The sequence below is a fragment of the Streptomyces sp. NPDC002520 genome (assembly GCF_053595235.1).
This window is the reverse complement of record NZ_JBSFXG010000014.1, coordinates 23,267-43,041: the sequence shown is the minus strand read 5'-3', so window position 1 is coordinate 43,041 and position 19,775 is coordinate 23,267. Positions and strand designations below refer to the sequence as shown.

14 protein-coding genes are annotated in these 19,775 nt (G+C 70.7%); 7 read left to right on the top strand and 7 right to left on the bottom strand.

The annotated features are described in order from the left end of the window. Positions 1-200: 200 nt before the first annotated feature. On the top strand, positions 201-4,160 hold the full coding sequence (locus tag ACWD5D_RS20825) for a serine protease (protein WP_451374209.1): 3,960 nt from the start codon (positions 201-203) through the stop codon (positions 4,158-4,160). Between the two features lie 194 nt (positions 4,161-4,354). Here ACWD5D_RS20825 and map read toward each other — a convergent pair whose 3' ends face one another. After that, complete coding sequence (gene map, locus ACWD5D_RS20820) at positions 4,355-5,122, bottom strand: type I methionyl aminopeptidase (RefSeq protein WP_451374208.1); 768 nt, start codon at positions 5,120-5,122, stop codon at positions 4,355-4,357. Between the two features lie 95 nt (positions 5,123-5,217). Between map and ACWD5D_RS20815 the strand changes: the two genes are divergently transcribed. Beyond that, a complete protein-coding gene (locus ACWD5D_RS20815) occupies positions 5,218-5,493 on the top strand; it encodes a helix-turn-helix domain-containing protein (RefSeq protein WP_451374207.1) in 276 nt (91 codons plus the stop codon). A 273-nt stretch (positions 5,494-5,766) separates the two neighbouring features. Further along, positions 5,767-6,714 carry a bifunctional riboflavin kinase/FAD synthetase gene (locus ACWD5D_RS20810; RefSeq protein ID WP_451374206.1) on the top strand — a complete coding sequence of 316 codons (948 nt, stop codon included), beginning with the start codon at positions 5,767-5,769 and terminating at the stop codon, positions 6,712-6,714. Between the two features lie 135 nt (positions 6,715-6,849). Here the strand turns inward: ACWD5D_RS20810 and ACWD5D_RS20805 are convergent, their stop codons facing one another. From ACWD5D_RS20805 to eccE, 3 genes are all read right to left on the bottom strand, one after another. After that, positions 6,850-10,428, bottom strand: coding sequence for an SCO5717 family growth-regulating ATPase (locus ACWD5D_RS20805; protein ID WP_451374205.1), 3,579 nt, complete (start codon positions 10,426-10,428; stop codon positions 6,850-6,852). Between the two features lie 357 nt (positions 10,429-10,785). Then, on the bottom strand, positions 10,786-11,574 hold the full coding sequence (locus tag ACWD5D_RS20800) for a hypothetical protein (RefSeq protein ID WP_451374341.1): 789 nt from the start codon (positions 11,572-11,574) through the stop codon (positions 10,786-10,788). Between the two features lie 2 nt (positions 11,575-11,576). After that, complete coding sequence (gene eccE / locus ACWD5D_RS20795) at positions 11,577-12,914, bottom strand: type VII secretion protein EccE (protein WP_451374204.1); 1,338 nt, start codon at positions 12,912-12,914, stop codon at positions 11,577-11,579. A 185-nt stretch (positions 12,915-13,099) separates the two neighbouring features. On the opposite strand from eccE, the gene eccB reads away from it, so the two are divergent. Together eccB and mycP are read left to right on the top strand one after the other, a co-directional pair. After that, the gene (eccB, locus tag ACWD5D_RS20790; RefSeq protein WP_451374203.1) at positions 13,100-14,629 is read left to right on the top strand and encodes a type VII secretion protein EccB; all 1,530 of its coding nucleotides are present in this window, start codon (positions 13,100-13,102) and stop codon (positions 14,627-14,629) included. A 19-nt stretch (positions 14,630-14,648) separates the two neighbouring features. Next, positions 14,649-15,884 carry a type VII secretion-associated serine protease mycosin gene (gene mycP, locus ACWD5D_RS20785; protein ID WP_451374202.1) on the top strand — a complete coding sequence of 412 codons (1,236 nt, stop codon included), beginning with the start codon at positions 14,649-14,651 and terminating at the stop codon, positions 15,882-15,884. A gap of 203 nt (positions 15,885-16,087) precedes the next feature. Here mycP and ACWD5D_RS20780 read toward each other — a convergent pair whose 3' ends face one another. Beyond that, complete coding sequence (locus ACWD5D_RS20780; RefSeq protein WP_451374201.1) at positions 16,088-16,411, bottom strand: DUF397 domain-containing protein; 324 nt, start codon at positions 16,409-16,411, stop codon at positions 16,088-16,090. 294 nt (positions 16,412-16,705) lie between these two features. Here ACWD5D_RS20780 and ACWD5D_RS20775 point away from each other — a divergent pair, with 294 nt between their 5' ends. Both ACWD5D_RS20775 and ACWD5D_RS20770 read left to right on the top strand, forming a co-directional pair. After that, on the top strand, positions 16,706-17,044 hold the full coding sequence (locus tag ACWD5D_RS20775; protein ID WP_451374200.1) for a WXG100 family type VII secretion target: 339 nt from the start codon (positions 16,706-16,708) through the stop codon (positions 17,042-17,044). Positions 17,045-17,075: 31 nt separating this feature from the next. Then, a complete protein-coding gene (locus ACWD5D_RS20770; RefSeq protein ID WP_451374199.1) occupies positions 17,076-17,390 on the top strand; it encodes a WXG100 family type VII secretion target in 315 nt (104 codons plus the stop codon). Positions 17,391-17,826: 436 nt separating this feature from the next. Here the strand turns inward: ACWD5D_RS20770 and ACWD5D_RS20765 are convergent, their stop codons facing one another. Both ACWD5D_RS20765 and ACWD5D_RS20760 read right to left on the bottom strand, forming a co-directional pair. Continuing rightward, a complete protein-coding gene (locus ACWD5D_RS20765; RefSeq protein WP_451374198.1) occupies positions 17,827-18,459 on the bottom strand; it encodes a hypothetical protein in 633 nt (210 codons plus the stop codon). Between the two features lie 499 nt (positions 18,460-18,958). Next, positions 18,959-19,591 (bottom strand): hypothetical protein, encoded by a 633-nt coding sequence (locus tag ACWD5D_RS20760; RefSeq protein WP_451374197.1) that lies wholly within the window; start codon positions 19,589-19,591, stop codon positions 18,959-18,961. Positions 19,592-19,775 lie beyond the last annotated feature (184 nt).

The following is a 19,775-nucleotide window of genomic DNA, read 5'->3' as shown; positions in this document are numbered from 1 at the left end:
GCGCTACGCGTCATGCCGTCGGCAGGTGGGGTGCTGCTGCGGGTGGGGAGAAAGCCGGCGGGGCTGGGGCCGGGACCGGGGTTGGGGTTGGGCCTGGGCCTGGGGCCGGGGCCGGGGTTGGGGTCGGGGTTGGGGTTGGGCCTGGGGTCGGGACTGGCGTCGGCGACAGCGCCGGGGCCGGGGCCGGGGCCGTTGACGATATGTGTACCGACGCCCTCGTCCAGATCCGTGACCTGGCCGGCCGCCCCCGTGGCCTCGGCTTCCTCGCCGACCATCACGGCACCCTCCTCACCAGCCACGAGGCCGTCGACGGCCTGGCCCGGGTGGTGCTGCACGCGGCCGGGGAGCGCACGTGCGTGGTCGGGGCGGAGGCCGTCGTTCCACTGCCCGCGCGCGGCCTGGCCCTGATCCGCACCGAGGGGCTCGGTGTGGAGCCGCTCGCGCTGACCGTGCGGGACCGGATCGAGGCCGGTACGTACGTCAGGATCGCCGCGGGCTGCTGGCGCGAGGCGCGGGTGCTGGCCGCCACCCAGGTGACGTACACCGCCATGGACCGCTTCCATCTCCTCGACGACGCGCTGGAGTTGGCGATCGGTACGGCGGGCCGGGACGCGCTCCGGCTGGGCGGCGGCGCGGCCGGCGGACCGGTACTGGACGCGCGGACCGGCGCGGTGCTCGGTGTACTCGGCACCGCCCTGTACACCGCCCGGCGGGACGCGGGCTTCGCGGTACCGCTGCGCACTCCGACTCCCTCATCCGCCAAGGACGGCGATGAGTACCCGGTCGCCGAACGCGCCCTCGTCGACCTGCTCGCCCGCAACGAGGCCACCGTGCCCGCCTACGGCGCCGACCTCAACCTCGCCGGTGTCCTGGAACTGACGGCCACCTCCGTGGCCCAGGACGGCCCGCCGGGCGCCCTCGCCACTCACGCCGACCGGACCGACGGTGCGGACCCCGGAGACGGAGACGGAGGCGGCGGCGTGGCCGTGGCGCCGGTCGAACGTGTCGTCACCGCACGGGAGTTGACGATCTTCGCCGATGGTTCCCGCTCCGTGCTCGGTCTCGTCGGCGCCCCCGGCAGCGGTCGTACGACCGAACTCGTGGCCCTCGCCGCCCGCCGCAGCTGGGGCGAACGACCGGCCCCCACGCTGTGGCTGAGCGGCGCGGATCTGCGGGACGCCGACAACTCCGTGGCCGACGCGGCCCACCGGGCGCTCGACCGAGCGGCGCGGATCGTGGCGGCGTCTCGCTCCGCAGGTGGTTCGGGTGGTGCGGGTGGTGCGGGTGGTGCGGGTGGTGCGGGTGGCGAGGATCCTGCTGGTCCTGCCGACCCTGCCGACCCTGCCGGCCCCGCCGGTTCTGTCAGTCCTGCCGTTCCCGCAGACCTCGGAGACCTCGGAGACCTCGGCGACCTCACGCCCGAGTGTGTGGCCCGTCTCGCCGGACGCGCGGGACGCCCCCTTCTGCTTCTCCTCGACGGCCCCGAGGAGATGCCGCCCGACCTCGCCCACCGGCTGCCCGCGTGGACAGAGGGGACTGCCGAGTGGCTGCGGAGGACCGGGGCGCAGTTGGTGGTGGCCTGCCGGGAGGAGTACTGGGAGCGCGTCGGTGCCGAGTTCCCCGCGGACCTCCTCCACACCCCCGCGGACGACGCCACCCCGTTCCCGCCCCGCGTACGGCTGACCGACCTCACCCCTGAGGAGGCCGGGCGGGCCCGCTCCCGTTACGGCATCCCGGACGGCATGCTCACCGAGTGCGATGCCCGGCACCCGCTCACCCTGCGCCTCCTCTCCGAGGTCCGCTCGGCCCTCCCGGACGCCCCGGCGGTCCGAGCCCTGGACCGGCACGACGTCTTCGCCGCCCACCTCGACCTGATGTGCCTGCGCGTCGCGGTCCGTCTCGCCGCCGCCGACGGGCTGCGCGGCACGGCCGTACGGCGGCTGGCGGCCCGGGTGGCCGGGCAGGTGCACGAGGCCGCCCGACGCAGCCTCGGCCCCGGACAGGGCTCGCTGGACCGGGAGTCCTTCGAGGCGGTGTTCCCGTGGGGGCCCGCGCCGGCCCGGCTCGGCGGTGGCGCCGGCTGGGCGTCGGCCGTCCTCGCCGAAGGGCTCCTGGTCCCGGCGGGCGGCGGCTACCGCTTCGCGCACGAGGAACTGGCCGACTGGATCCAGGGCATGCACCTTGACCTGGACGAGGCGCTGCACGCCCTGGTCCATCACCCGCGCACCCCGGAACGAGCGCACCCGCTGCCCGTACCGCACCATCGCGTGGGTCCGGTGGTCCAGTCCCTGCTCCTCCTCGGCCGTGAGTCCGGAACCCGTCAACTTTCCTTCCGGCTGCGTGAGTTGGCCGACGCGTTGGAACTGGACCCCGCCTCCTGGTGGGCCGCCCGCCTACTTTCCCGGACTCTGCTCGAGGTGCCTGACGCGACGCCGTACCGCGAGGTGCTGCGCCTCCTGGCCGACCGCGTCGTCACCTGGCGTCGCACCGGCCGCCCCGTACCGCCCGACTTCGCCCCCGCCTTCTGGACCACGGTGCCCCTCCCGGTCACCGAACGCTTCGACCTGCTGCAACGCCTGATCCTGGCGGACGAGGCGCCGATGGGGCCGGGGGAGGGAGCCGGGGCGGCCACCGGAGGGCCCGAGGGTGACGGCAGGCGCGCCAGCGCGGTGATGACCGGGGGCGGCGAAGGAGGTCGTGCCGGCCGGGGAACCTGGGTGGGTGGTGAGCGGGGCGGTGTGGGCCGGGGTGCCGAGCCGGTGGGCGAACTGGGCCGAGCCGGCTGGGCTGTCGAACCCGTGGGTGACGGACGCCGGGCCGTCGAACTCGGGGGTGAACGGTATCTCGATGCCGTCGCCCGGCTGCTGGGCGCCGGTCCCGCGGCCGTACAGCCGCAGCTCGCGCGCTGGTTCGAGGACGAGCGGCCGTTGCCCGCGACTCCGCACGCCACCGTGGCGACCGCCGCGCAGGCGCTGCTGCACACGCACCGGCGCGGGGCCCTGGACGACCTCGCCGAGGTGCTGGTGGACAGCGCCCACCGCAGGGCCGACGAACTGCTCGCCGTGCTCGCCGAGGACGAGCCCTCGGCCGTGTGCCGGGCGGTCGACCGCTGGGCGCACGACGAGCGCCCCGCCCGCCGCGTGGCGGCCGTCGCCTTCGGGCTGCGTGCCGCTCCGCACGTCCGCTCGACGGCCGACCGCGCGCTGCTGCGCTACGCCGCGCAGGCCGTGCTAGCCCGCCCGGCCGACTGCACCCTGCACGGCGGTGCCCTCGCCCTCCTGGTCCGCGACCCGGACACGCGCGCCCAGTACCTGACCGAGGCACTGCGCCGCTTCGCCGACGGCGATCCACAGGTCCCGCCGGACGCCCTGGTCCCGGCCCTGACCACCCACTCGGCACCGGTCCTGGACGCCTTCCGCACCCGCCTGAGCGGCCGCCTCGACCCGACAGACACGCTGCGGGCGCTCGCCGACGTCACCACCCCGGCGCTCGCCCGCCGGGTCACCGCCCTCGTGCGGGAGACCGTCGCGCTCCGGCCCGAGACCGCGGGACACGTGGCCGCGTACGTCGACCGGCTCCTCGGCCCTGGCCCCACCGCACGCCCCGTGGTGCTGCCCCTTGTCACCGGCCTCCTCGACGGCGGCTCCGGACAGGTCCGCGCGGCTCTCGCCACCGTGCTCGGCGCCTCCGGTTCCCCCGCCTCCCACCCCCTGCGCCGTGAGCTGCGGGAGCTACTGCTCACCCAGGAGAGGGACCCCGTGGTCCTGATCGCGGTGCTGCGTACCGCCGTCCAGCAGGCGGGTTCGGGCGAGGACAGGGATGCCGACGGAGGGTCCGTGCCCGAGCACCGGGGTGTTGCCGGCACGGACAGTGGCCGCCGTGGAGACGGTCGGAGCGGGCGCAGGGAACCCGGCGGGGAGTCCCTTCGGGACGACGAGGTCCGCGGGCTCGTGCACCGCACCGGCCTGCTCCTCGTCCGCACGCCCGACGGCGCCACCCGCTTCGACCGGGGCCTGGTCGACCTGGCCCGCCACGTCCCCGGGTTCGCCGCACGGGTGGCCCGCTGGCTGACCGACACCCCGGACGACTGGGCCGCCGTCGTGGGCCCCAGCACCCGCCGCATGATCGAGAACCTCGCGGGACTCCGTGTACCGGCGTGAGCGGTCGTCGTGCGCCCGGCGCGGACAGTCGCGGTGCTGCGCCGGACGAGTAGGACATGGCGATGCGCTGATCACACGAGTACCTGAAGCCACCTGGTCTGGCGTATCGGTCGCCGGTCTCGGTCGCCGGTCCCGGTCGCCGGTCCCGGTCCCGGTCCCGCGGGTTCTCGTGAACGCGCGGTTCGCCGTCCTGTTCAGGGCAGGGTCAGAATGCGGGGTCCGTCCTCGGTGATGGCGACGGTGTGCTCTATGTGGGCTGCCCGGCTGCCGTCGGTGGTGAGCAGAGTCCAGCCGTCGGTGCCGGTGCGGTATTCGTCGCGCCCGCCGGCCATGAGCATCGGTTCGATCGCGAGGGTCAGACCGTGGCGGAGCGGGAAGCCGCGGTGGGGGCGTCCCCGGTTGGGGACGTGGGGGTCTTCGTGCATGCGGCGGCCGATGCCGTGCCCGCCGAAGTCGGCGGGCATGCCGCAACGCGCCGACTGGGCGACCGTGCCGATGGCATGGGAGATGTCGCCGATGCGGTTTCCGGGGGCGGCCGCGGCGATCCCGGCATCGAGAGCGCGCTGGGTGGCGTTGATCAGCTCCACGTCGGCGGGCCGGGGGGTGCCGACGATGAAGCTGATGGCGGCGTCGCCGGTCCAGCCGTCGAGCTCCGCGCCGCAGTCGACGCTGACCAGGTCGCCGTCGCGCAGGCGGTAGCCGGTCGGGATGCCGTGGACCACGGCGTCGTTGACCGAGGTGCAGATCACCGCGGGGAAGGGGGTGGGGGCGAAGGAGGGCCGGTAACCGAGGAAGGGCGAGCGGGCCCCGGCCTTGCCGAGGACGGTGCGGGCCGCTTCGTCCAGTTCCTGCAGGGACACCCCGACACCTGCCGCTTCCCGGGCAGCGGCCAAGGCGTTCGCCACGACGCGCCCGGCTTCTCGCATCGCGTCCAGCGACGCGTCGGTCTTGATCTCCACCATGTCCTGCGACTCCTTGTCTCACGCACGCGAGGTCCCACGCACGCCAGGTCTCACGCACGCCAACCAATTCTTATACCGGTATTAGTATCACGGGCATGGTGAGAACTCCTTTGACTCCGTCGGAACGGCAGCGCGGCGAACGGTTCGGCGCTCTGCTGCGTCGTGCGCGCGGCGACCGCAGCATGGCGGAGGTCGCCGCGGCGGCGGGGGTGTCGGCGGAGACGCTGCGCAAGATCGAGACCGGCCGGGCGCCGACTCCGGCGTTCTTCACCGTGGCGGCTCTGGCCGCGGCGCTGGAGGTGTCCCTGGACGAATTGGCCGCTGCCTGTGTGCTGGACAGCGACTGCGGTGAGCAGGCACTTTCGGCGTGAACCCCGACGGTGGGTTCGACTCACTCGGGGACGTGCCGGGGTTTGTCCCGACGTCACATCACAAAGCCACACAAACCCGAGGGAGGAAGAACCGCCATGGCCACGAGGCCGGTGGCTCGGTGGGGCTCGGAGGAACCCGGGGAATGCCGTCCAGAACGTGCGCCCGGTCACAGCCACCATGCCGATGCGGGCCGACGGCGCCCGGCATGGCACCCTTGGACCTGCACAAGAGGTCAACGGTAGACACGGACACAGGTTCGAGGAGCGGTCACAGTGCAGCGCTGGCGTGGCTTGGAGGACATCCCGCAGGACTGGGGGCGCAGTGTCGTCACCATCGGTTCCTACGACGGCGTCCACCGAGGCCACCAGCTGATCATCAGGCATGCCGTCGACCGCGCCCGCCAGCTGGGCGTACCGACCGTCGTGGTCACCTTCGACCCGCACCCCAGCGAGGTCGTGCGCCCCGGCAGCCACCCCCCGCTGCTGGCCCCGCACCACCGCCGGGCCGAGCTGATGGCGGAGCTGGGCGTCGACGCGGTGCTCGTCCTCCCCTTCACCTCCGAGTTCTCGAAGCTGTCGCCGGCCGACTTCGTGGTCAAGGTGCTGGTGGACAAGCTGCACGCCAAGGCCGTCGTCGAGGGCCCGAACTTCCGCTTCGGCCACCGCGCGGCCGGCAACGTGGAGTTCCTCGCCGAGCAGGGCAAGGTCTACGACTTCGAGGTCGAGGTCGTCGACCTGTACGTCACCGGAGACGCGGGCGGCGGGCAGCCGTTCTCCTCCACCCTGACCCGCCGCCTCGTCGCCGAGGGCGACGTGCTCGGCGCCCGGGAGATCCTGGGCCGCCCGCACCGCGTCGAGGGCATCGTCGTGCGCGGCGCCCAGCGCGGCCGCGAGATGGGCTTCCCCACGGCGAACGTCGAGACCCTGCCGCACACCTGCGTCCCCGCCGACGGCGTCTACGCCGGCTACCTGCACGTCGAGGGCGAGGCCATGCCGGCCGCGATCTCCGTGGGCACGAACCCGCAGTTCGACGGCACCGAGCGCACGGTGGAGGCGTACGCCATCGACCGCGTCGGCCTGGACCTGTACGGCCTGCACGTCGCCGTCGACTTCCTGGCGTACGTACGCGGCCAGGCGAAGTTCGACTCGCTGGAGGCCCTGCTGGAGCAGATGGCCGAGGACGTGGAGCGGTGCCGCCAGATCGTGGCGGCGGAGGCGTAGCTCCCGGCCCTCGCCCGGGGCGTACGCCCGGGGACGCGGACGTCTGCGGACACGAACAGCTGAACGCGAAGGGCGGCCGGTGCGGTGAGCACCGGCCGCCCTTCGTCGTACCGTCGTCCTCCTGCCGCCCGCCGCCTACTGCGGCGGCCGGCCCTGCGGAGGCTGCCCCTGCGGCTGTCCGGGCTGCGGGTATCCCGGCTGCGGGTATCCGGGCTGCGGCGGGTAGGGCTGCTGCTGTTCGGGCTGCGGCGGGTACGGCTGCTGCTGTTCGGGAGCGGCCTGCGGGTAGGGCTGTCCAGGCATGGGCTGACCGGGCATGGGCTGACCGGGGGCGGCCTGCGGGTAAGGCTGACCGGGCATGGGCTGACCGGGGCCGGTCTGCGGGTAAGGCTGTCCCGGCATGGGCTGACCGGGCATGGGCTGTCCCGGCATCGGCGGGGCGGCCACCGGCGGGGGGTTGCCGTCGCTGGTCCACAGCCCGTGCATCTGCTGGTGCCGTACGAAGTCCTCGGCGACCATCGCGGCGAGGTTGAAGTAGGCCTCCCGCACCTTCGGCCGCATCATGTCGAGGTCGACCTCGGCGCCGGCTGACAGGTGCTCGTCGAACGGCACCACGACCACGCCCCGGCAACGCGTCTCGAAGTGCGACACGATGTCCTCGACCTTGATCATCTTGCCGGTCTCGCGGACCCCGGAGATGACGGTGATCGACCGGGAGACGAGGTCGGCGTACCCGTGCGCGGACAGCCAGTCCAGCGTCGTACTGGCGCTGCTCGCGCCGTCCACCGACGGCGTGGAGATGATGATGAGCTGGTCGGCGAGGTCCAGCACCCCGCGCATCGCGCTGTACAGCAGACCGGTGCCCGAGTCGGTCAGGATGACCGGGTACTGGTTGCCGAGCACCTCGATGGCGCGCCGGTAGTCCTCGTCGTTGAACGTGGTCGAGACGGCCGGGTCGACGTCGTTGGCGATGATCTCCAGACCGGAGGGCGCCTGGGACGTGAAGCGCCGGATGTCCATGTACGAGTTCAGGTACGGGATCGCCTGGACCAGGTCACGGATGGTCGCCCCGGTCTCGCGGCGCACCCGGCGGCCGAGCGTGCCGGCGTCCGGGTTCGCGTCGATGGCGAGGATCTTGTCCTGCCGTTCGATGGCGAGGGTGGAGCCGAGCGCGGTGGTGGTGGTCGTCTTGCCGACACCGCCCTTGAGGCTGATCACCGCGATCCGGTAGCAGGAGAGCACCGGCGTGCGGATCAGCTCCAGCTTCCGCTGCCGCTCGGCCTCCTCCTTCTTCCCGCCCAGCTTGAACCGGGACGGTGCGGCGGTGGGCCGACCACTCTTCGCCTTCTGCTTCTTGTTGTTGAGCAGCCGGTCCGAGGACAGCTCCACGGCCGCGGTGTAACCGAGCGGCGCCGCCCCCGGGTTGGTCATCTGCCGCTGGTCGTGCTGCATCGGCTGCGGCCACGCGGCACCGAGGCGCGGGTCGACGTTCGGCTGCGGACCCTGCTGGCCCTGAGCGGCGGCCGCCTGGGCGGCGGCCTGCGCGGCGGCCTCGGGGCTCTGCGGAGGCAGCGGCTGCTGGCCCGGCTGCGGGAATCCGTAACCGCCGGGCTGAGCCTGGGGGTTGGGGGCGCCGGGCGGCGGGAAGCCGTAGCCCGCCTGCGCGTTGGGATCGCCCGGGATCGGCTGGGGTGCCGGGGGCTGCGGGAATCCGTAACCGCCGGGCTGTCCCTGGGGGTTGGGGGCGCCGGGCGGCGGGAAGCCGTAACCGGCCTGCGCGTTGGGGTCGCCCGGGGCCGGCTGGGGGGCGGGGGGCTGAGGGAAGCCGTAACCGCTCGGCGGCGTGGGGCCGGTGGGGGGCTGCTGCTGTGCCGGCCAGGGGGACGGGAACGGGGCAGGGGCCGGTGCGGGTGCTCCAGGCTGGTCGGCCGCGGGGGGCACGGGGGTGCCGGGAGAGTAGGGCTGGCCGGGTTGGCCGGGTTGGCCGGGCTGGTTCCAGGAGGCGGCCGGCGCGGGCTGCTGCGGATGGGGCTGGAACGGCGCCGGCTGTCCGGGCACGCCTGCCGGCCCCTGTGCCGCCGCGGGCTGCGGCTGACCGGGTACCGGGCCCGGCTGGTGCGGCGCGGGCTGCGCGGGCGGCGCGGGCTGCGCGGGCCACTGGGCGGCCGGGGCCGGGGCGGCGGGCTGGTACGTCGGCGGCAGCGGGGGCATCCCGTCCTGCGGCACGGGCGGGGGAGACCAGGGGGCCGGAACGCCCTGGGGCGCGGCAGGGGCAGCCGGGACGGCGTCCTGCGGAGCGGCGTCCCGGGGTACCGCGTCCTGCGGGACGGCATCCTGCGGGACGGCATCCTGTGGGACGGCATCCTGTGGGACGGCGTCCTGGGGAGCGGAGGTGGGCGCGGGGGCCGCGTCCTGCGGTTCCGGCGAAACGGCGTCCGTGGACTCCGCGGCGCCCGACTCCGCCGAGTCGGAGCCGGCCCCAGCGGTGGTCGTGCCGGCCTGGAACGAGGGGCCCTCCTGGGAGGAGGCGCCGTCCTCGGACGCAGTGGCATCCGAGGGCTCGGGGGAGTCGTCCCCCTCGGCCTCAGCCTGCTCCTCGGCGGACGTGGAGGACGCCTCGGCATCGGCGCCGGTCACCTCGGCACCCTCGTCCGCGTCGCTCTCGCCACCGGCGTCCTCGGTACGCCCCTTCGCGAACTCGTCCTTCTCGGCGCTCGGCGTGGAGCCGGTCGCAGCGGAGTCGATGGACGAAGAAGCCACCGACGACGAGGCCACCGCCTCGGCATCCGTCTCGGCCTCGGTCTCAGCTACCGGGGCACCGACGATGAACCCCTTGTCGCCCTCGTCGCCCTTGTCGTCCTTCTCCGCCGAACCGACACCCTCCCTGGAGCCCTCGCTCGCGGGCTCGGTGGCCCGCAGCTCCGCAGCGGCGCGCTCCGCGATCTCGGCGATCTCCCGCTTCAGGGCGACGGCCGAGAACCGCATGGTCGCCCCGCTCTCCAAGTCACCGTTGCTCGTCTCGGCCTCGGGAACAGGGGCGGGAACGGGAGCGGCGGGGGCGAGGGCAGGGGCGACCGGAGCGGAAGGCGCCGACGCCTGCTGCGGGAACGGCTGAGGCGGCTGCTGCCCCTGCTGCGGCTCGAAGCCGTCCGGCAGCCTCGGTACCGGAACGGGGTTGCCGACCGGTGACGCCGGCGGAGCGTACGGCGCCACGGGACCGGGGGCCGGAGCCGGCGCGGGGGCCTGCCCGGCGAAGGGCATGCCGGGCGTCGGCGCCGGAGGCGCGGGCGGAGTCGGAGGCGCGGGCGGAGTCGGAGCCGGAGGGGGGAACGGGACACCGGTCGCCGGCGCACCGGACACCGGCGCCGTGTGCGGCGGCGTCGGACCCGGCACGGGGGCTGGCGGAGGGAACGGCGGAACCGGCGCGCCGTCGTGCCCGCCGACCACACCGGGACCGTACGGGCCACCGGCAACGCCCTGACCGTCACCCGTACCGGCGGAACCGCTCGTCCCGGTCGGGCCCGGGGCCGGTGCGGGCGAACCTCCCGCGGCCCCGGTGGCCCCGGACGCTCCGGACGCGTTCTGCGTGTACCAGGCGGGCGGGGCGTAGTCGATGGTGAACTCGCCGGTGGTCTCGATGGCCGACTCCGCGTCGGGCTGGTCATCGTCGGGTGTGGCCCAGCCCCCGCGGATCCCGTCCCGATCGCTGCTCACAGTTCCTCCTGGTGTGGTCGAGCACCCGGATGGCGTGCCGGGGCGACCAAGTCGTGTTCGTTCAAGTCGTCCGTAGTCGGTTCGGGGCAGGCCGATCCACCGGTTCTCCCCCTGGGGACGACGCCCGGTCCACGGGTTCTGGCATCGCGCCCACTCCCAGCCTAATCACCGGAAGCAAACCCTCGGCAGGCCCGCCCGGCTCTCGTCACCCGGCCACGGGCTCGCGCCGCGCCCGTACGCGTCCCGTCAACCCCGAGCTCTACCATGGCAATCGGGGAGCAAACGGTGGACAAGGGGCGAATTTCCGACGCACAGGCACGGCCCACACGGCGAATAAACCGGACAGGGAAGGTCAGTTCAATCCATCCGGCGTGGGGTCCCCAACAATCCGATCTCGGCGTCGGTGGGTTGGGTCATCACGTACTGCCGGTCACGGTCCGTGCACCACAGCGTCACGCCGTCGGGCAGAGTCGGCAGCGACTCCACCTCGGTCCGGGACAGCCCGACCGTGCGCCCCAGCTCCGCGGCCTCGTCCGGCGAGACCCGCTGGATGCCCGCGAGCCGCGCCTGGCGCAGCAGCCGGGGGGCGACGGGACTGAGATACGGCAGCAGGGTCACCACCGACTGCCACGGTCCGCCCACCACCCGGCCGCGCGGCGGCCGCATGCCGCAGTCCCGCACCACCAGCACGGGCGTACCGGCCGACGCGCCCTGGGGCGGCACCCGCCCGACGTCGTACACGGCGAGCCCGTTCTGCCCGCCGCCCATGGCGTGCACCATCTGCATCCAGGCCTGCGGCCGGCCGGTCTCCACGGCCACCCGCGCGCCCGTCGCCGCCGTCCGCAGCGCCAGCACCTGTGCGGTCCACAGACCGCCGATCAGGACGACGTCGTACGGAGTGGGCCGGTTGATGCCCAGTACGGCCGGCTGCCCCTCGGCGTCCACGCCGGCTACCACGCCGTCGTCCCCGATGGGCAGCGCGAGTGCGTCCAGTTGCCCCGCGGGCAGCGAGTGCCGTCCGTGCCGGGGCCCGATCAGTCCGAGCCCGTTCCGCACCCGCTCACCGGCCCGCCGCAGCCGGGACGAACCCGGCGCCTCCGGGCCGCCCGCGCCCGGTCCGGCGGGGACCGCTGTCGTCGTCGGAATCGTCACCGCGCACCTCCCAGAGGCAACGTGGCCAGCATGCCGGGCAGTTGCTCACGGTCCAGCCGGGCCAGTCCGGCACCGGCCTGCCGGGCCGCACCCTCCAGCGCGCGCCGGGCCGCGACCAGTTCGTCGTCACTGCGTCCGGTCACCCGAAGATGCCCACACAGCGACACCTCCTGGCGCTCGCCGCGCGCGAGAGTGAGGCTGAAGGTGGTGGCCAGCGCCGGGATCGCGGTGACCCGGGCGATGAACTGGGGCAGCGACTCGCCCCGGGTGCCGCCCAGCTGAGGCCAGCGTCTGACCCAGTACGTCGTGTGCCGCCGGTTGTCGCAACGCCAGCTGCGCCCGGACTCCTCCGTACGCCGCTCCCGCGTCTCGGCGCGCCCCGCCTCGGCGGTGACCAGGGGATTGGCGCAGGCGGAGGTGGCGAGCGCGGCGATCAGCTCCTCCTCGTCCAGCACGGTGGCCCTGAAGCCCGCGCCGGTCAGCCGGCTCGCGAGATGGTCCGCGATCCGCACCACGCACTTCTGCGCCCCCGGCAGCCCGCCCCCGCGCGCGGCGACGGCCTCCGCGCACAGTTCCGGATCGAGTTTCAGCGCGATCCAGGTGATACGCACCGCCGGGGCGCCCGTCTGCTGCTGGAGCGGCACGTAGTTGGAGACGGCGACGGACTGCTGCGGCAGGTGCAGCGCCGGCGCGGGCTGCGTGTGCAGCACGACCTGCGCCGACTCCAGCCGTATCCCGTCCACCTCGAGCGCGTCCCGCACCAGTGCCAACGGCAGCGGCTGCCGGCCCCGCTCGGCCCGCAGCGCGGTCGCGTCGGCCTCCACCTGGAGCACGGCGGTCAGAAAGGTCCCGTCCCCCGCCATCCCGACAGGCCGCCGGTCCCGTGCCCCGTACGAGTAGGTCCGCAGCGCGGGCTCGCACTCGAGCGCGGGCACCAGCGCCGGCTCCGTGCCGGGCGGAATGAGGGTGCCCGCGGCCCGCCGTTGACGCGCCTTCAACTGCCTCGCCGTAGCCACCCACTCGGGCAGCGACCGCCCTCGGCGACGCACCACCGCGAGCAGCACGAGCCCCACCGCGACCGGCACCGCGGCGACCATCGCCCAAGGAGCGATCACCCACCCGACGACCAGCACAGCGGCCGCCAGTTCCAGCAGCACGAGTCGTTGCAACCGGAACGAACCACCCTGCCCCGGCGACGTCCTGACATGCGGCGTACCACCACCGGGCGCCTGACGAGCGGCCCCGTCGGCCCCCGTGGCCGCCCCGGGGGAGACCGTACGAGAGGCCTCGCCCCTCGCCCGGCCACGCGATCGCGCCCGCGTACCGGAAGCCATCACAATTTCCCCCCGCTTCGCTCACAACTCGCTGGTCCGCGCATCGCACTTGAGCCACTCCAAGGCCCCGGTACCCTACCCGCTCCACCAGCCCCCACGGACACCATGCATAGTAGGGGGCCGGTCTGACATCGCGGCGCGGGGCAGCCACCCGCCGACGCGAGGACGGGGAGAAGCGGGCACCAATGGCATCACAGCGGGACGAACTCAACGCTTACACGTTCGCGAAGAGGCGCACCCTTGCCGCCTTCATCCAGCCATCACAGTCTGGTTCGGAAGAAGGGGCGCCCAAGCCGCTGCGGGCGGTCGTGCCCAGCCTGGTAGCCGGAGCCATGACACTGGCCGTGTTCGGCGCATGGGGCATGTTCCAGCCAACCGCGCCCACAGGCTGGGACAAGCCGGGGACGCGCGTGATCGTCGGAAAGCAGTCGACGACCCGTTACGTCGTGCTCAAGACGGGCAAGACCACCCGCCTTCACCCAGTCCTCAATCTCGCCTCCGCCCGCCTGCTGATGAACGACGCCGATTACCAGGTCATTCAGGTGAGCGACAAGATTCTCGACTCCGGCAAACCGCCGCGCGGTCCCATCCTCGGCATTCCCTACGCCCCCGACCGGCTGCCCTCGCCCGAAGAGGCGGGGAAGCCCAAGCGGTGGGCCGTATGCGAACAGCCCGGCGGTAAAGGCGAGACCGTTCAGCAGGCCACTTTTGTCCTGGCCCAACGCGACGCGACGAAGACCGAAGACTCCGGACGCCTTTCTGCCGGAGACGTCCTCTACGTCAAGACCCGCACCGGGGCGCGCTTCCTCGTTGACGCGCGCGGAACCTCGTACGCCATCACCGGAACCGAGTCCGACGTGCTGACGAACGCCCTCGTGGGCACCCGCAAACCCCAGCTCGTCACCAAGGAGTGGCTTGCCACCCTCCGTCCGGGTGATCCGATCGAGTTCCCGCAGTTGCCCTCGGGCGTCGGCACACGAGCACACGTACCGGGGCAACTGTCTGCCACGGAGGACAGGATCGGCATGGTCCTGCAGACCGAGACCGGCGACGGCACCAAGTACTACGTGGTCCTGCCCGGCAAGGTGCAGCCCATCAGTGAGTTCACTGCCTGGCTGCTCATCTCCTCACCGCAGACCGCCGGCCTCAACATGAACGGCGAGGCCCGCACGGTCGGCCTGCAGGACTTCACCGCCGATCCCGAGACCTTCGCCGGGCAGCCGGCCAAGTGGCCCCAGCAGCGTGCCCGGCAGGTCAACGAGGCCGACGCCAGGTCCTCTCGCGACACCGTGTGCAGCGTGCTGCATGGTGGCGGTGGCGACGGCGCCAACGCCCCGACGCTGAGCACCTGGGCCGGCAGCGACTATCCGGCCGAGATCACCGCAGACGGCACCAGCACCTACGTGACGCCAGGAACAGGGCTGCTCTACACCCAGGTCCAGGGCACCGAGACGGGCGCCGGAACGCTCTTCCTTGTCACCGACACGGGCCTGCGGTACGCCGTCCAGGCGAACGGGGACAGCGACAGCCGCAAGTCGAACATCGGCGCGGGCGGGAAGAAGACCTCCGACGGCAGCCCCGAACCCAGCGAGGCCCAGGTCAAGCTCGGATACCGGGACGTCAGGCCTGCCAAGGTTCCGGCGGTGTGGTCCGAGCTCCTGGCCAAGGGCCCCCGGCTCGACACCAACGGTGCGCGGCAGCCGCAGGGTTCGTGACGCGCCTCTTTCCACGGACATGACGAAGAGGAGCGCCGCACGCGTGCTGCCGACGAAGGCCACCCTGCTGACCGCCGCCGTACTGCTCACCACCCTCGGCACCGCCCCACCCGCACCCGTCCTCCACCTCGACGGCAGTGGCGAATGCACCTTCCCCGCCAAACAGATCAAGGGCACGCCCTGGTCCCTGCAGCGTGTCCTGCTGGACGAGTTGTGGCAGGGAACCAACAAGGGCAAGGGAGTGCGGGTCGCGGTCATCGACACCGGAGTGGACGACAAGAACCCGCAGCTCACTCAGGTCGTCGACAAGGCCTCGGGGCGCGACTACCTGAGCAAGGGCAAGGGCGGCGATCCTACGAACGACCAGGTCGGACACGGCACGAAGGTCGCCGGCATCATCGCTGCCCGCCCACGCAAGGGAACGGGCTTCGTGGGCCTCGCTCCGAACGCCACGATCATCCCCATCCGGCAGAACGACGCCAACAACAGCGGAGACTCGGACACCATGGCTCAGGCGATCACCTACGCCGTGAGCAGGGGCGCCGACGTCATCAACATCTCCCAGGACACCACCAAGCCTCTTTCGGCCACGTCCGCTCTTGCCGAGGCCGTACGCAAGGCGATCGCCCAGAAGATCGTCGTGGTCGCCTCCGCAGGCAACGACGGCCTTGACGGCAAGGTCAAGAACACCTACCCCGCCGCCTTCGAGGGCGTCCTGGCCGTGGCCTCGTCGGACCGCAACAACGAACGCGCGCCGTTCTCCCAGGCAGGCTCCTTCGTCGGGGTGGCGGCCCCCGGCGTGGACATCGTGTCCACCGTCCCCGCCGGCGGCCAGTGCACGGACGACGGAACGAGCTTCTCCGCGCCGTTCGTGGCGGGCGTCGCGGCACTCCTCAAGGAGAAGCACGGGGACTGGACCACCGCCCAGATCGTCACCCAGATCGAACAGACGGCAGAGCGCTCGATCAACGGGCACGACAACTACGTCGGCTGGGGCGTGGTCGACCCGGTCCGTGCCGTCCAGGACTCGGACGTCGAAGACCCGCCGTCGTCCCCGGCCCCCGACCCCGGCATGTCCAGTGGGCCCGTCCCGGATGTGGCCGCGTTCTCCCTGGCCGAGACTCCTGAGCAGCGCAACCAGCGATACGCCACCTACGCCCTCGGTATCACGGTGGTCCTCCTGGCCATCATCGCCGGTGCGGCCATCGTCACGCGAGACCTCCGTCGTCGCCATCGGAAGTCCCCTTCGGCGTGAGCTTCGGCCCACCTCCGTTGATGTCCACCGAATCCGCCCGCGTTGCGGACCCATGAGCGGCGACGACCTCCTTGTCCACGTGACCTCGAGGTCGAGCGCGCGGCAGTGGTCAGCTGGAACGTCCGCACGGACAGGGGTTGAAGCACTGACACGTCACCGTGGGGGCGGGAACACGTGCGCGCCTGCCCCCACTGGCCTAGGCCTCACATGTCGGACGCTTCATCCTCCGCAGTCGCGGCAGCCGTCAGGCCCCCGTTGTGTGCCATCGGCTTCAGATCGAACTCACCGTCCCGGGCACCGAGTACGAAGGCCCGCCATTCGGCAGCCGTGTACCGCAGCACGGTCTCATGGTCGAGGGACGAGCGCATGGCCACCGCACCTTCGGGAAGGTAGGCGATTTCGACACGCTCGTCGTGCTCCTCGGTGCCGGGAGCGCAGTGCCACTCAACGTCCGCGATGTCGAGGGCATACAACTCGTCGCGCTCGCGCTCCTTGCGCGCCTTGATCTCCTCAGCCGTCTCCGTCATGCCGCAGAGACCCCTTCCTGCCGTGTGAATGCTGTGGCGGCCACCGTACTTGTCACGGTAGTGGCCGACGGAACTCCCCTGTGCCCTCTTTGCAGTTGGAAGGACCACAGGAAGTGACTAGAGTGGCGTCGAGTACCACGGCTGTGGTACTGCACGGGGGCGGTGCGACGCTGCGGCCACGCGTCGCGTGTACAGCGCAGCAGATCTTGCCCGCCAGGAGAGCCGGGACACGCGTCCGGGTAGACCCGTCGCGGTGGTGAAGGTCACCGTCGCTGCAAGAGGAGGCAAGAACGTATGGCTTCGGGCGTTGACCTCAGCGCAGATGCGCTCACCGGTCTGGCGAACGACATCCGCGACTTCCACGGCCAGGTGAGCGAGCGCATCACCTCACTCAACCGCGTCGTGGACATGATCCAGGCCGGCTGGAAGGGCGCCGCGGGCAAGGAGTTCGACACCGTTCAGCAGGGCGTCAACCGGCACCTCAAGAAGCTCCAGGACGATCTCGTCGACCTCGAGGAGGCGATGAGGGCCAGCGTCGGCGGATTCAGCGACCAAGAGCAGGAGCGCATCTCCCACATCCGGAAGGTGGACAACTCCTACCAGGTCACCAGCCGCATCACCGATCTCGCCTGAGCCCGACGCACCCACGAGGGAGATACCCATCATGAGCCACGCAGCCGACCGCACAGCAGTCAACTTCGACACGGTCACCCAGGCCGCCACCGATGTCCGCAACACTGCCAAGAATCTGTCGGAGCAGTTGGAGCACCTTATGGGCCGGGTCAAGGCCGTGGCCGAGACCTGGGAGGGCGAGGCGAAGACGGCCTACATCGAGATCCAGCGGGACAGCGGCGAGCAAATGGCCCAGATGGGCCAGAAGCTCGCCCACATCGCCAAGCTCCTCGACGAGTCGGTCATCGGCTACCAGGACACGGACAAGGGGAACGCGGCGCGGTTCCGGATGCTGATGGGCGGCTGAAGCCTTCTGCACCGGCAAGCAAGGAGGGAGGCAGCGTGATGAACGCTGCCTCCTTCTTCTTTTCTTCTGCCCCACCCTCGAACCCACAAGGAGATGATGGCGACTCTTCCAGATCCCTCGGTAGGGGTCACGGTGTAGAGCCCCATGCTTGCGCACCCGTGCAGGCTGCGGTGACCCACGCCACAAAATTCTGGGAACCGGAGGGCTCTTCGAAGCCTCCGTATGCACCGTCGTCTTTGATTTCACTGTCATTGGCGAACGGGCAGTAATAAGCACTCAACCGCAAGCTGTCGCCGAGGACCCAGTACTCGACCGGGGCGCTCCGTGCCGCGGTCTCCCGCACGGTGGATTGAGAGCGGGCCCCCGCGCACGTGCCATGGGCCTGGTCGGCGCTTCTGCGGGCGGTAGTGGACTGTCTCCGCTCCGATGGAAGGTGTCAGCTCTTGTTGAGCGGAAGGGGTTTCATCTCCGTTGGAGATGGAAAACTGATCTTGTTCTCACACTTGAGAAGCTTCGCCATCTTGATGGAGGAGCGGAAGAGAGTCCTGAACCGCGTTTGGACGGAGAGATCCAGGTCATTATAAATATTCCCCGTCACGGAAAGTGGAGTATCTTCAGTCTTCAGATTGCACGGAAAATATACGTCGGCACTTTCTGCTTCGATGGTAGCCTGTATGCCTGAGCCGAGTTTGTACGCCTTGTATGAGCTCATGCTATGAGTCTGCTCTTCCGAGAACAGCCTTCCTTCGCCTGGCGTAAATTTGATCGACAGGGCACCAGAGCCAGGTGTCGGGTCATCGTCGATGGCGATCTGGCATACGTAAGCGGCATGATCTTCGGTGAGTAGAGTCTTTACGGCAGATGTGTGAGATTTACCCGAGGTCGTCGCATCGTATACGTGACTGAATTTCTCGCTCTTCTGGGCCTCCTTGATCATTGCGGAATCCAGAACGCCGTCGCACGCCCGTTCCAGAGCGGCGGACCCGTGGGGCGGTTTGTCGCCTCCACATCCAGCGCAGGCAAAAATGAGTAGTGCCGTAGAAAGAACAGTAATTCGGTAGTGCGTCACCGTCGGCCTCCGTCTGTGCGATCACTTGTATTCGCCCCGCGATCGTACGCGTTCAGGACGCTTTCCGTTTTATCGCCCGGATGTTCCTTCATGCGCTTCTTGTTAGAGAGATCAGCTTCTTTTCCTTGGTCTCCCTGTCGACCTCGATCCCCCACTGTGTTTCTGCAGCTCCAGCTGCTCCTTCGACCAGAGTGGGGACGACAAATGCTGCCGCAGCGGAAACGGCTGGCCCGCCTATCGGGAGAAGCACGAGACCCGTTGCCAAGCCGAGGCCTTGGCCGATGCCGAACTTCTTCCACTCGGCCGATTCTCCGAGCTTGTCGTTGATCTTGTCCGTAGTGTCTCCGTCCGCCCACGACGTTGGGTTACTTGCGAACTGGTGCGGAAGCCCGGGGTAGCGGAGGCGACGAGCCAGTGAAGCTTCGCTTCGGATTTACGGCGTAGGTCTGTCTCACTGCGGCTGTCTCGGTGATGTAAAGGGGCACGGACACGGAAGGTGTCAACTCTTGTCAAGGGGAAGGGGCTTCATCTCTTCCGGCGATGGAAAGCTGATCTTGTTCTCACACTTGAGGAGCTTCGCCATGTGGAGAGAGGAGCGGAAGAGAGTCCTGAACCTCGTTTTCACGGAGAGATCCAGATCGTTGTAGAGGCTGCCCGTCACCGAAAGGGGCGTGTCCTGATCCCTGAGCTTGCACGGGAAGTACACGTCGGCGCTCCCTGATTCGGTGGTTGCCTGCATACCTGAACCGAGCTTGTAGGCTTTATAGGAACTGAAACTCCGGTTCTCCTCTTCCGGGAAGAGGCTTTCCAGTCCTGGTGTGAACTTGATCCACAAGCCAGCACTCCCGGACGCGGGGGCGTCATCAACGGCGATCTTGCATGCATAGGCAGCATGATCTTCAGCCAGCAGAATTTTCGCGGCAGCAGTAGGTGATTCTTGAGAGGTGGAGGCATCGTATGCGCGACTGAATTTTTCGCTCGTCTTGGCCTCCTTGACCGCCGCGGAGTCCAGAATCCCACCGCACGCCTTTTTCAGCCCCGCCGCCCCTTGGAGCGGCTTGTTCTCCCCGCATCCAGTGCAGGCAATCACAAGAAGTGCTGTCCCAAGAATGTCAACGCGAAAACGGCTCATCGGCGACCTCCGTCTATACGATCTGCTGCGTTTGCTCCGCGACGGTATGCGGCAGCACGAGAGTTACTCACCGGCGACCTCCATCTGTGCGGGTTCATCGCGTTGCAGTCCTGAAGCACCAACACCCCAGCCGCAACGAACAGCAGCCCACGCTGCCACACGAAGACAGCATCCGAGGATTCAT

Bases quoted from the DNA above. Each gene is read 5' to 3' on its own strand.
- ACWD5D_RS20825 (WP_451374209.1), top strand. From the start codon at position 201: ATGTGTACCGACGCCCTCGTCCAGATCCGTGACCTGGCCGGCCGCCCC.
- map (WP_451374208.1), bottom strand. From the start codon at position 5,122: ATGGTGGAGATCAAGACCGACGCGTCGCTGGACGCGATGCGAGAAGCC.
- ACWD5D_RS20815 (WP_451374207.1), top strand. From the start codon at position 5,218: ATGGTGAGAACTCCTTTGACTCCGTCGGAACGGCAGCGCGGCGAACGG.
- eccE (WP_451374204.1), bottom strand. From the start codon at position 12,914: ATGGCTTCCGGTACGCGGGCGCGATCGCGTGGCCGGGCGAGGGGCGAG.
- eccB (WP_451374203.1), top strand. From the start codon at position 13,100: ATGGCATCACAGCGGGACGAACTCAACGCTTACACGTTCGCGAAGAGG.
- mycP (WP_451374202.1), top strand. From the start codon at position 14,649: ATGACGAAGAGGAGCGCCGCACGCGTGCTGCCGACGAAGGCCACCCTG.
- ACWD5D_RS20780 (WP_451374201.1), bottom strand. From the start codon at position 16,411: ATGACGGAGACGGCTGAGGAGATCAAGGCGCGCAAGGAGCGCGAGCGC.
- ACWD5D_RS20775 (WP_451374200.1), top strand. From the start codon at position 16,706: ATGGCTTCGGGCGTTGACCTCAGCGCAGATGCGCTCACCGGTCTGGCG.
- ACWD5D_RS20770 (WP_451374199.1), top strand. From the start codon at position 17,076: ATGAGCCACGCAGCCGACCGCACAGCAGTCAACTTCGACACGGTCACC.
- ACWD5D_RS20760 (WP_451374197.1), bottom strand. From the start codon at position 19,591: ATGAGCCGTTTTCGCGTTGACATTCTTGGGACAGCACTTCTTGTGATT.